Origin of the sequence: Atlantibacter sp. RC6, from assembly GCF_014193285.1 — a bacterium.
Taxonomy (GTDB): Bacteria; Pseudomonadota; Gammaproteobacteria; order Enterobacterales; family Enterobacteriaceae; genus Atlantibacter.
In genome coordinates this window covers 261,429-273,697 of the sequence record NZ_JACHZE010000005.1, presented here as the reverse complement: position 1 = coordinate 273,697, position 12,269 = coordinate 261,429, and the positions used below count along the sequence as shown (strand labels likewise).

11 protein-coding genes are annotated in these 12,269 nt (G+C 55.5%); 4 read left to right on the top strand and 7 right to left on the bottom strand.

The window, feature by feature from the left end; translation table 11 throughout:
• Together FHW74_RS13880 and dsbG are read right to left on the bottom strand one after the other, a co-directional pair.
• Positions 1–915, bottom strand: a complete 915-nt coding sequence (locus tag FHW74_RS13880; protein WP_183170979.1) for a LysR family transcriptional regulator — start codon at positions 913–915, stop codon at positions 1–3.
• Between the two features lie 115 nt (positions 916–1,030).
• Entirely contained in the window at positions 1,031–1,789 is a 759-nt protein-coding gene (dsbG, locus tag FHW74_RS13875; RefSeq protein WP_183170978.1) for a thiol:disulfide interchange protein DsbG, read from the bottom strand.
• A 381-nt stretch (positions 1,790–2,170) separates the two neighbouring features.
• On the opposite strand from dsbG, the gene ahpC reads away from it, so the two are divergent.
• Together ahpC and ahpF are read left to right on the top strand one after the other, a co-directional pair.
• Complete coding sequence (gene ahpC / locus FHW74_RS13870; RefSeq protein WP_183170977.1) at positions 2,171–2,734, top strand: alkyl hydroperoxide reductase subunit C; 564 nt, start codon at positions 2,171–2,173, stop codon at positions 2,732–2,734.
• A 384-nt stretch (positions 2,735–3,118) separates the two neighbouring features.
• A complete protein-coding gene (ahpF, locus tag FHW74_RS13865; protein ID WP_183170976.1) occupies positions 3,119–4,684 on the top strand; it encodes an alkyl hydroperoxide reductase subunit F in 1,566 nt (521 codons plus the stop codon).
• 67 nt (positions 4,685–4,751) lie between these two features.
• Here ahpF and uspG read toward each other — a convergent pair whose 3' ends face one another.
• Complete coding sequence (gene uspG, locus FHW74_RS13860) at positions 4,752–5,180, bottom strand: universal stress protein UspG (RefSeq protein WP_125294593.1); 429 nt, start codon at positions 5,178–5,180, stop codon at positions 4,752–4,754.
• 257 nt (positions 5,181–5,437) lie between these two features.
• On the opposite strand from uspG, the gene FHW74_RS13855 reads away from it, so the two are divergent.
• A complete protein-coding gene (locus FHW74_RS13855) occupies positions 5,438–6,679 on the top strand; it encodes a zinc-dependent alcohol dehydrogenase (protein ID WP_183170975.1) in 1,242 nt (413 codons plus the stop codon).
• Between the two features lie 39 nt (positions 6,680–6,718).
• Here the strand turns inward: FHW74_RS13855 and rnk are convergent, their stop codons facing one another.
• Both rnk and FHW74_RS13845 read right to left on the bottom strand, forming a co-directional pair.
• Positions 6,719–7,129 carry a nucleoside diphosphate kinase regulator gene (gene rnk / locus FHW74_RS13850; RefSeq protein WP_183170974.1) on the bottom strand — a complete coding sequence of 137 codons (411 nt, stop codon included), beginning with the start codon at positions 7,127–7,129 and terminating at the stop codon, positions 6,719–6,721.
• 272 nt (positions 7,130–7,401) lie between these two features.
• Positions 7,402–8,778, bottom strand: a complete 1,377-nt coding sequence (locus tag FHW74_RS13845) for a GntP family permease (RefSeq protein WP_183170973.1) — start codon at positions 8,776–8,778, stop codon at positions 7,402–7,404.
• 344 nt (positions 8,779–9,122) lie between these two features.
• Here FHW74_RS13845 and FHW74_RS13840 point away from each other — a divergent pair, with 344 nt between their 5' ends.
• Complete coding sequence (locus FHW74_RS13840) at positions 9,123–9,953, top strand: alpha/beta fold hydrolase (protein ID WP_183170972.1); 831 nt, start codon at positions 9,123–9,125, stop codon at positions 9,951–9,953.
• A gap of 14 nt (positions 9,954–9,967) precedes the next feature.
• Here FHW74_RS13840 and rna read toward each other — a convergent pair whose 3' ends face one another.
• Both rna and dcuC read right to left on the bottom strand, forming a co-directional pair.
• Positions 9,968–10,774, bottom strand: coding sequence for a ribonuclease I (rna, locus tag FHW74_RS13835; protein WP_183171022.1), 807 nt, complete (start codon positions 10,772–10,774; stop codon positions 9,968–9,970).
• Positions 10,775–10,876: 102 nt separating this feature from the next.
• On the bottom strand, positions 10,877–12,253 hold the full coding sequence (dcuC, locus tag FHW74_RS13830; RefSeq protein WP_161659709.1) for an anaerobic C4-dicarboxylate transporter DcuC: 1,377 nt from the start codon (positions 12,251–12,253) through the stop codon (positions 10,877–10,879).
• Positions 12,254–12,269: the final 16 nt, after the last annotated feature.

The window sequence follows — 12,269 nt, the reverse complement described above, 5'->3', positions numbered from 1 at the left end:
TTAAACCAGCGTGGCGAGCCGCTGGTTGATATTTTCCAGCAGCAGTTTGAAAGCGCTGCTTTGCAACGAAAAGCGGTTGTACATCAAATAAAATTCCAGCGTCGGTAAGTCCATCGGCGTGTCGACGCGCTTCAAATTGAACACCTCTTTAAACCGCTCATAACCGCGCTCGCCGATAATGCCTAACAATTCGCTTTGACCCACTGCCGACATAACAGTAATCGGCGAGTCGCTTTGAAAGACCACTTCACGTTCAGGAAAGGCTTCGGACGATTTAACCTGATACTGACGTAAGCCTTGTTCAATGCCGGTAATTCTGGCGAATTTTTCTTTTTGCAGATCTTCCAGGGTCGCGCTGTCGCCTATGCGAGGGTGATCCTTGCTGCATATCAGCGTCGGTTTGGTGATCAAAAACGGCGTACAAATAACGGAGTGGTTAATGACCGGCGTATTGCCGATAATCAAATCCGCTTTGCGGTAAGTCAGCAAGTCTTCAGCGGAATTGGGGGCAACAGCCATATCATAGTGCACCAGTTCATACCCTAACTGACGGCAAAACTTTTCCGCCAGCGGCGATAAAAATTCAAACCCCATAAAGGTTGAGCAGTAAACAATAAAGTTTTTACGCTGGGGCGCGCCCTGCACGACGCGAATGGTCTGCTCCAGCTGTTGCAGATTATCCTCAAGGTAAATATGCAGATTATCGGCAACGGTGGTAGGGCTGATGCCCTTGCCTTCACGCAGAAACAGCGGGTCATTCAACTGGTTGCGCAGTCGCTGGATCGACTGGCTGATGGCGGAGGGTGTCAGGAACAGCGCCTCAGCGGCTTTGCTGACGCTACGGTGTAAATAAACGCATTCGAAGATAACCAGCAGATTAAGATCGAATTTTTTCAGATCCTGAAGATTGGCCATCATTAACCCCGTTGCGCTAATAGCTCATGATTATGATATTAAATCAAATAATAGGCGGGGCAAATAAAATAGCAGCCATTTTTATGACTGCTATGACAAATATTTAAAGATAGTTTTAGTTTTTCTTGATCTCTCCGCCCATCATAACCGCCAGTTTCTCTGCATCGGGTAGGCCGACCACCTGCTGCAATTCATTAGCGTCATTCATGTAATAAATCGCCGGTGTGGCGTTGGCGCCTAATTCATCCATCAATTTCTGATTCACATTGAGGGCTTTCGCCTGCTCCGGGGCGAGAGTGGCGGGAATATTCAGCGCCATTTTTCCGCCGGACTGCTCAAAGTCGCGCCAGGTTTTTGCTGGATCCTTCGCGCCCATGATCGCCGCCGCGGTAGCCCGGCTTTCTGGTTTAATTACGCCAACCATCAGAGTGCGGATCTGCACCTTGCCGGCATCAACCCAGGGGCGCGACTGCTGCCAGAACTGGTGGCAGTAAGGGCAGAACGGATCGGCAAACACATAAATGGTGCGCGGCGCATCGGCCTTGCCATCCTGTATCCAGCTGGCTTTTTCCATCTGTTTCCACAACTCCCGGCCTGCGGGCGCATAAATCTCCTGGGCGATCAGTTTTTCGCTCAGGTTGGTGCCCTGTTCATCGTACAGATAGCCGGAAATGGCATGCTTGCCGTCCGGCGTCACGTAAATGGTGACGCCCATCTCCTGGAATTTGCCCAGATAACCGGTCATCCCGTTGGGACCGGGAAATGATTTGATAATGGTGATGCCTTGCTGCTCAAGCGCCTTTACCGGGGCAGGGAGGTCGCTGGCGTGAAGAAAGAAGGGCGCGAGGGCCAGCAGAAGTAAGCGTTTCGTCATGTCTGATCCTGAAATTGTCGGATGTTCGATAAAACCTATCGCAACCATCGGAAAGAGGGGCGGTTCAATGGATTGCCGTAATGGATCGGCAATGGTCTAATCAGGGCGCTGATACGACCCTGGTAAAGGTAAAGTAAAGCGCAACGCATTGCCAGTTTACTGGCGCTGGAACGCCTGCGGGCGCTTCAGGTAAGGAGGCCACCCAACCGGGTGGCCTTTTTATATGGCGGGTCGTAAAGACGCGTACTGCAGATGTTCAGCACAAAAAGGTCTAAGCTGGGTTGTTAGTTATTGCTTATTGATTTGATAACGCCAACCCATTAGCGCCGATTGTTCAGATTCGTTAACTTACACCTCAACGAAAACACGGAGGAAGTACAGATGTCCTTAATTAATACCAAGATTAAACCTTTTAAAAACCAGGCGTTCAAAAACGGTGAATTCGTAGAAGTTACCGAGAAAGATACCGAAGGCCGCTGGAGTGTGTTCTTCTTCTATCCGGCAGACTTCACCTTCGTTTGCCCGACTGAACTGGGCGACGTGGCTGACCATTACGACGAGTTCCAGAAGCTGGGCGTAGACATTTACTCTGTTTCTACCGATACCCACTTCACTCACAAAGCATGGCACAGCAGCTCCGACACCATCGCTAAAATCAAATACGCGATGATCGGCGACCCGACTGGCGCCCTGACCCGTAACTTCGACAACATGCGTGAAGACCAGGGTCTGGCTGACCGCGGTACCTTCATCGTTGACCCGCAGGGCATCATCCAGGCGGTTGAAGTTACCGCTGAAGGCATCGGCCGCGACGCATCTGACCTGCTGCGTAAAGTGAAAGCGGCTCAGTACGTGGCTTCTCACCCAGGCGAAGTGTGCCCGGCTAAATGGAAAGAAGGCGACGCGACGTTAGCCCCGTCTTTAGACCTGGTTGGCAAAATCTAAATTTCCGTCGTCTTTCGCGCCATAGCGGCGTTGGCGTCGCCTGCTCACCCCGGTCACTTACTGATGTAAGCTCCCGGGGATTCACAGGCTAGCCGCCTTGCTCTGACGCGAAATCCTTAGGAAATTACCCCTGATAAACGGGTGCTCAGGCACCCGATTCTTTAACCACCGTTTACGCAATCTCATTTAAGTCGCATCGCGGCGGCAACTGAGTGACAAATTCGTCGGGAACGAATTTGACCAGCCTCAGGCTGGCCTCCGGTGAGAGACAGGATGTCTCTCATTAATCCCCGAGAGCTTACTGATGTAAGCTCTCGGGGTGAGTGAAGGCAGCCAACAAAGAGGCGGCTTAAATGAGGAAGCGTAAAGCCCAGGAGATAACTCATGCTCGACACTAATATGAAAACACAGCTTAAGGCTTACCTTGAGCGACTGACAAAGCCTGTTGAGTTGGTTGCCACGCTGGATGACAGCGCGAAATCGGCAGAAATCAAGGAACTGCTGGCTGAAATTGAACAACTGTCAGACAAAGTCTCTTACCGTGAAGACAATGCGCTGCCGGTACGTAAACCGTCATTCCTGATCACCAACCCGGGCTCCAGCCAGGGGCCGCGCTTCGCCGGTTCGCCGCTGGGCCACGAATTCACTTCGCTGGTGTTAGCGCTGCTGTGGACCGGTGGTCATCCGGCCAAAGAAGCGCAGGAGCTGCTGGAGCAGATCCGCGATCTGGACGGCGATTTTGAATTCGAAACCTATTATTCGCTCTCCTGCCACAACTGCCCGGATGTCGTGCAGGCGCTGAACCTGATGGCGGTGCTGAACCCGCGCATCAAACATACCGCGATTGATGGCGGCGCGTTCCAGAATGAAATCACCGATCGCGGCGTGATGGGCGTTCCGGCGGTATTCGTTAATGGCAAAGAGTTTGGCCAGGGCCGTATGACGCTGGCGGAAATCGTCGCGAAAGTTGACAGCGGCGCGGAAAAACGCGCGGCGGATGCGCTGAATAAACGCGACGCCTACGATGTGCTGATTGTCGGCTCCGGCCCGGCGGGCGCGGCGGCGGCGGTTTACTCTGCCCGTAAAGGCATTCGCACCGGTTTGATGGGCGAGCGCTTCGGCGGCCAGGTGCTGGATACCGTCGACATTGAAAACTACATTTCCGTGCCGAAAACAGAAGGCCAGAAACTGGCGGGCGCGCTGAAAGCTCATGTTGACGATTACGATGTGGATGTGATTGACACCCAGAGCGCCACCAGACTGGTTCCGGCGGCGGTGGAAGGCGGTCTGCATCAGATTGAAACCGCGTCTGGCGCGGTACTGAAAGCGCGCAGCATTATCATTGCCACCGGCGCAAAATGGCGCAACATGAACGTGCCGGGCGAAGAGCAGTATCGCACCAAAGGCGTCACCTATTGCCCGCACTGCGACGGCCCGCTGTTCAAAGGCAAGCGCGTGGCGGTGATCGGCGGCGGTAACTCCGGCGTGGAAGCGGCCATTGATCTGGCCGGTATTGTTGAGCACGTCACGCTGCTGGAATTCGCGCCGGAAATGAAAGCCGACCAGGTGTTGCAGGATAAAGTGCGCAGCCTGAAAAACGTCGACATTATTCTCAACGCCCAGACCACCGAAGTGAAGGGCGACGGGACTAAACTGACCGGTCTGGAATACCGCGATCGCGTCAGCGGCGATGTGCATCACCTCGACCTGGCAGGGATTTTCGTGCAGATTGGTTTGCTGCCGAACACCAACTGGCTGGAAGGCGCGATTGAGCGCAACCGCATGGGTGAGATCATGATCGACGCCAAATGTGAAACCAGCGTCAAAGGCGTGTTCGCGGCGGGCGACTGCACCACCGTGCCGTACAAGCAAATTATCATCGCAACCGGTGAAGGGGCGAAAGCGTCGTTAAGCGCGTTCGATTACCTGATTCGCACCAAAACCGCGTAACAAAAGAAAGTAAGACACCTGCAAAAAAATCAAAGCCACCGAAAGGTGGCTTTTTTTGTTTAGGCGGTTAGCGGATCACAAATACCGGGATATGGGCATGGCGGATCACGCTGGAGGCGTTAGAGCCTAACAGGTGCGTGGTGATGGACGGATTGCGTGAGCCGATCACCACGACGTCCGCGTCCAGCTCATTCGCCAGGGTGTTGACGCAGTCGCGCACGCTGCCGAAGCGCACATGGGTTTTGATCCGCTCGGGCGAAATATTGAAATGGTCGGTCATCGAGGCCAGGCGCGTTTGCGCTTCCTGAAGCAGATGCTCCTCAAACCGGCGCACGTCCATGGCGAAACGGTGCATGCTGAGGTTGCCTGAACTGGGCAATACATGCATCAGGTGAATGATTCCCTTCTCCTGGGCCAGGAATTCTGCGTGACGCACCGCTTTGTCGCTCAGCTCCATTTCAAATACGTCAACCGGCATAATAATCGTGTTGTACATACTCACTCCTCCTTGGATTATGAAGTCAACGCCATCTTAAACCCATAAACCAAATAAATAGTTGCGCTGGGTTGGTAAAACGCGATTTTGGTCTTGATCAGGCGGGCGAAGCGGGAGAAACAGCGCTAAAAACTCCAGGATTGCTCTTAAAGTTTCCAGAAAATCTCTGCCGGGCAAAGGGGCGGCCTGAAGGTTGCTAACCTTGGTAAAGAGTCACTTTTCCTGCCCTTTCCCCTTTTCCCCCTTTGGAGGTCAGCATGAGAGCTTTGACGTACCATGGCGCGCACTCCGTTCGCGTTGATAATGTTCCCGACCCTGCCATTGAACAACCTGACGACATCATTCTGCGCGTAACCGCCACGGCGATTTGCGGCTCCGACCTGCATCTCTATCGCGGCAAAATCCCCCAGGTGAAGCATGGCGATATTTTTGGCCATGAATTTATGGGGGAAGTGGTGGAAACGGGCAGTGGGGTGAAAAACATTCAGCGCGGCGACCGGGTGGTGATCCCGTTTGTGATTGCCTGCGGTGACTGCTTTTTTTGTAAACTGCATCAATACTCGGCCTGTGAAAACACCAACACCGGCCCTGGCGCATCGTTAAATAAAAAACAGATCCCGCCGCCGGCGGCGCTGTTTGGCTACAGCCACCTGTATGGCGGCATTCCCGGCGGCCAGGCGGAATATGTGCGGGTGCCGAAAGGCAACGTCGGGCCGTTTAAAGTCCCGCCGGTGCTTTCAGACGACAAAGCGCTGTTTCTCTCAGACATTCTGCCCACAGCCTGGCAGGCCGTGAAAAACGCCGAAGTGACCAAAGGTTCCAGCGTGGCGATTTACGGCGCGGGCCCGGTGGGCTTACTGACTGCCGCCTGCGCGCGCTATCTCGGCGCGGAGCAGATCTTTATTGTCGATCATCATCCCTATCGGCTGGAATTCGCGCAGCAGCGTTACGGCGCGATCCCGATTAACTTCGATAAGGATGACGATCCGGCGGCGCTGATTATCGAGCAAACCGCAGGCAATCGCGGCGTAGACGCGGTGATCGACGCCATCGGCTTTGAGGCCAAAGGCAGTACCACGGAGACGGTGTTAACCACCCTGAAGCTGGAAGGCAGCAGCGGTAAAGCGTTGCGCCAGTGTATTGCCGCAGTACGCCGCGGTGGGATTGTCAGCGTGCCGGGCGTCTATGCCGGATTTATCCACGCCTTTATGTTCGGCGATGCGTTTGATAAGGGGATTTCATTCCGCATGGGCCAGACCCACGTCCACGCGTGGTTGCCGGAACTGCTGCCGCTGGTGGAGCAGAGGCTGCTGCGCCCGGAAGAGATCGTCACCCACTATCTGCCGCTGGAAGACGCCGCGCGCGGGTATGAAGTGTTTGAGAAGCGCCAGGAGGATTGCCGCAAAATCATCCTGGTGCCGGGCGCGGAATCCCCGGAGACGGCTCGGGAAAAAGTAACCGGCGCAGGGATTGTGAATAACGTGGTTCTGCCGGAATAAAACAAAAAGAGGGCGCATCGCGCCCTCTGTCTTTAGTGATTAGCGAAGGTACTCGCCCGCCGCTTCCGGCTGATACAGCAGTTCCAGCACTTCCAGGTGGGTCTCGTTGCCGTTAGGCAGCGTCCAGTGGATGGTATTGCCGACGCGCAAGCCCAGCAGCGCTGCGCCCACCGGGGCCATCACCGACAGCTCTTCCGCGCTGTCGCGCATCTGGGCCGGATAGACCAGGGTGCGGATATACTCTTCGTTGGTCGCCAGATCGCGAAAGCGCACCTTGCTGTTCATGGTCACCACATCGGCAGGCATCTCCTCCGGGCGGCACATTTGCGCGCGATCCAACTCTTCATTCAACGCGTCGGCCACCGGCAAACTGGCGAATGCCGGTTGCTCCAGCAGGCGGTCGATGCGTTCGGCATCAAGGTCATTAATAATAATGGCAGGTCTGGACATCGTTTACTCCATGTCATTGGCGCGCCATATCGCGCGGCACGAATTTTTCCAAAGAAAAACCCCCACCGTCAAAAGCGATGAGGGTTAACTAAGAGGATGATACTTATCCGGGCCGAACTAATGAAGTGATATTTCCCCGTCATACTTCAAATTGCGGGGGCGTTGGCATTCCTCGCTCACCCCGGTCACTTACTGTTGTAAGCTCCCGGGGATTCGCTGCGTCGCCGCCTGCCCGCCATTCGAATTATTCGGGCAAAACTCACGAATTCGGCTTACAGGATCATACTTCCCACGGCAGCCAGCAGGAAGGCGATGGTGCCCAGCAGGGTTTCCATCACGGTCCAGGTTTTCAGGGTGGTTTTCTCGTCCATTTCCAGGAAGCGGCCAACCAGCCAGAAGCCGGAGTCGTTCACGTGTGACAGCACCGTTGCGCCGCCCGCGATGGCGATAACAATGAAGCACAGGTCAAACTGGCTGAGCCCCGGGGTTGCCTGCACCATCGGCGCAATCAGCGCGGCGGTGGTGGTCAGCGCCACGGTGGCGGAACCTTGCGCCACGCGCAGTGCGGTAGAGATCACGAACGCCGCTACGATAATCGGTAAGCCGGTATCCGCCAGCACGCCAGCCAGCGCGTCGCCGATGCCGCTGGCACGCAGTACACCGCCGAACATGCCGCCTGCGCCGGTCACCAGGATGATGCCGCAGATCGGGCCCAGCGCGCCTTCACAGATTTTTTCCAGATGTTGACGCGTGTGGTTCTTGCTGAACACCGCCAGCGCGAAGAACACGGTGATCAGCAGCGCGACCGGCGTTTTACCCAGCATACGCAGGAAGTTCACCACGGTGTTGTCTGCACTGACCCAGCCCAGCACTTTGGCGGTGTTCAGGCCGGTATCAAGGAAAATCAGCACCAGCGGCAGCAGCAGGATGGTCAGTACCATGCCGAATGACGGCGGCTGGTGGTCGGCGTCAACTTCCACGTCGCCCAGGAAAGACTTAGGCAGTTTAACGTCGAATTTTTTACCGGCGTACAGGCCAAACAGGTAGCCGCCAAAGTACCAGGTCGGGATCGCGATCACCAGACCCAGCAGTACCAGCAGACCGATGTTGGCGCCGAGCAGTTCGCTCGCGGCAACCGGGCCCGGGTGCGGTGGTACCAGAGCATGCATCACCGCGAAAGCGCCTGCCGCAGGCAGGGCGTATTTCAGGGTTGAGCCGCCAAACTGTTTTGCCACGCTAAAGATAATCGGCAGCATCACCACCAGACCGGCATCAAAGAAGATCGGGAAGCCGAACAGCAGTGAAGCGATACCCAGCGCAAACGGCGCGCGGTGAGAGCCAAATTTATTAATCAGGGTATCCGCCAGCACTTTCGCGCCGCCAGAGACTTCCAGCAAACGTCCAATCATCGCGCCCAGGCCAACCAGCAGGGCGACGCCCGCCAGGGTGCTGCCGAAGCCGCTCAAAATGGTCGGGACAATTTTGTCGAACGGCACTTTGGTGACCAGCGCGACCACAATGCTCACCACCGTCAGGGCCAAAAAGGCGTGCACGCGAAAGCGCATGATCAACACCAGCAGCAGCGCAACGGCCCCTGCGGCGATACCAAGCAGCGTTCCCGCGCCGTATGCGTATGTCATTTCTGTCATCATCAATTTCCTCTGCATTCAATTCAGGGAGAAGGCAGGATGAGCGCCGTGTTCCTCACTGATACCGGTAACATGATACTGGTAACATCGGTAGGGATGTAAATAACTCTGGCGTGTTTATTAACATTTTGAGAGCGACATCAAACATCTGTAATAAATGCAATTCGCCGTATTCATTCACGAAACAAGATAAAACCAATTCAACATATTGATTTTAGACATCATCGCGAAACCTGCTTCAGCACCGTAAGCGAAAAGTATTTTTAACGACCTCGCTGCGTCATCCGGTAGCTATCCTTAAGGAGTTTGTCTGGCCAGTCATCACAACCTCCTGAGGAGTTCCCATGAGCGATATTGATAAAATCACGTTGAGCGACGGCAGTTATCTTTACTTCAAAGACTGGGGATCGGGGCAGCCGATCGTGTTCAGCCATGGCTGGCCGCTGACGGCGGATGCGTTTGAGGATCAGATGCTGTTTTTAGGGCAGCAGGGCTACCGCGTGATCGCGCACGACCGGCGCGGTCATGGGCGATCTTCCCAACCCTGGGAGGGGCACAATATGGATCGCTACGCGGATGATTTAGCGGAACTGACAGCGCATCTCGATTTGCAGGACGCGATCCACGTCGGGCATTCGACCGGCGGCGGCGAAGTGGCGCGCTATATCGGGCGGCACGGCACCTCGCGGGTGGCAAAAGCGGTATTAATCGGCGCGGTGACGCCGATTATGATCAACACCGATTTTAATCCGAATGGCGTACCGAAGTCGGTGTTTGACGGCATTCGCGACGGCGTCATCAGTGATCGCGCGGCGTTTTTTAAAGAGCTGACGCTGGCGTTTTATGGCTACAACCGCGACGGCGCTCAGGTGTCTGAAGAGGTGCGCAATAGCTTTGTTCGCCAGGGCATGCAGGGGTCGATTAAGGCGCTTTATGACTGTATTAAAGCCTTTTCGGAAACCGATTTGCGGGAAGATTTGCGTAAAATGACGATACCGACGCTGGTGATCCATGGCGACGACGATCAGATTGTCCCCTTCGAAACCTGCGGTAAAGTGGCGGCGGAACTCTTGCCTGACGCCACCCTTAAGGTTTACGAAGGGGGATCGCACGGGATCTGCACCACCCACAAACAGCAAATTAACCAGGATTTGCTGGAATTTATTAGCCGTTAACGGTAACACTGTCTTTAATACCCGACTTCATCCAGGCGAAACTGCTTGCCGCAATTGCCGGGATGGGGTTGGGGGCTAAACGAGGCGGGGCTCAGCGGCGCATTGATGGCGGCGGCGTTCAGCGAAATCTGCATCTCGGTAAGATAAGCCGGGTTGCCGCTGCATATCAGCTTAAAGGCCTGAACGTTCTGTTTGCCGAACGACGTTGCCACCGCATTATCAAACGCTTTGCGCGAAATGGTTTCCCCATAGTGGGCAGCGATAAACGCGCCCAGCGGGCTCTGTTTCACTTCGCTGTTCATGCGCACCATGGTAGTAAAATAGGCGTCCGGGTCGAAGCCGAAGCAGACGCCGTGTTTGGCGAACTCATAACGTTCCAGGCAGGAGGTGCCGCCTGCGGCTGGCATCACGCTGCTGAGTTTGGCGGCGGCTTCCAGCGACATACCGGTTTCGGCGGCGGCGCATTTCTGTCCGATGCGGGCCTCCGGCATATTCGGCACCGGGCGGGTGGCGCAACCGAAGCGCATCCAGCGCTTTTCGTCGACGCCGCGTGCGGAGATTGACTTCGGCAGGCCCGGCCACAGCCCGTGCACGGTTAAAAAGGCGCGCTTATCGTCCTGCTCTTTTTGCAGCCGGCATTCATCGGTTTCATTGCGGTTACGGTCGTGCTGATCCTGGCAAAAACCGGTCTGCCAGGAAAGCGCCAGCACGTAGCGATCAAAATCGCCGTAGCGTTGCGCCACCAGCGGCGCTGTTTGCGCGGCGGCGAAAGGGGAGATCAGCACGCTGCAAACCAGTGCGGCGGCTGCGCTGTTCATCATTTTTAGCATTAATGTATTCTTTGATTTCATTTAGTCACGGTATTAAACCATAAAAAAAGCGCCGAACCGGCGCTTTTTCACTGTGACAAGCCGGTAACGGCGTTACGGCAGCAGTGCCGCCGATGGCACCAGAATTTCGGTGGCGATAATCACCACAATCAGGCCGACCAGCACGGGCACCGATGTGCGTTTTACCACTTCAAACGGGGAAATTTTCGCCATCCCTGCGACGGCCACTACCACGCCGGAAACTGGCGAGATGGTACGGCCCAGGTTGGAGGCCTGCAACATCGGAATCGTCAGATAAGCCGGGTTAATGCCGGAGCTGTGCGCCAGTTTCGGGATCATCTCAACGAAGGCGTAGAACGGCGCGTTACCGGAGCCGGTGGTCATGGCTGCCAGCATGGTGAGGATCACCAGCACCAACATCAGGATAATGCTGGCCGAACCAAACGAGGTGGCGATGGAGATCAGCCCCTGGATAAAGCCGATGGTGCTCAGGCCCTGGGCGAACACCCCGGCGGCGACCAGCAGCATGACGACGTTGGCAAACGCATCCGCCATGCCGCGATACGCCACTTCCAGCCCGGAGTAAACTTTCTGGGTGTTAAATCCGCGCACAAATTCAATCACCGCCGCCAGCGCAATGCAGATCACCAGAATGGTGATGATATGCAGTTGCGGGCCCCATTTACCGTCAAAAATCAGCACCCCGATGATGGGGGTAAAGGGCAGGATGGCGTAAAACGACGGCGCTGTGGTCTGGATTTCGCTGACGTCGAGCATTTCATGGCTCACCTGCTCTTTATTATCCAGATAGCGCTGCCAGAAATAGTGGGCAATCGCCATGGCGATAATCGCGGCGATGGAGATCGGCAGGGTGGTTTTGAAGGCAAAATCGATCAGCGGCATCTCTGCGGCCTGGGCTGCCAGCACCACATCGCCGGATGTCGGTGAAAGGATGATGGCCGCCGGAGAGGCGCAAATCGCTGCCGCCGCGCCGCGGCTGATCCCGACGTTAACCATGACCGGGAACAGCGTCGCCATCAACAGTACGCCAAGGCCGGTTGCCGACGACACCGCCAGCGACATCAGGCAGGCCACGAAGTAGGCGGCAATCATCAGGATATACGGGGAGTTGATATAGCGTAGCGGTTTCGATGCCAGCTTAACCACCATATCGTTAGCGCCAATATGGGTCATATAGGCCGCGAAGCCGCACAGCATCATGATCATCATGCCGAGATCGCCGCCGCGGCTCATCAGCAGAATTTTGATGTACTCAAAAATATCGGTGGCGGTGTAACCAGTGGACGTGGCGCTGGACGGTAGCACCTTGTGGCCCATCAGGGCGCTTACGATTAACAGCGCCAGACCGCCGACAAACAGCACGCCGGTGGCCGAATAGCCTTTAATAATATAGCGCGCGACGCCAATAATAACGACCAGTCCAATCAGAAGTTCTAAAAAGGTCAGCATAAAGCCCTCAAATTTC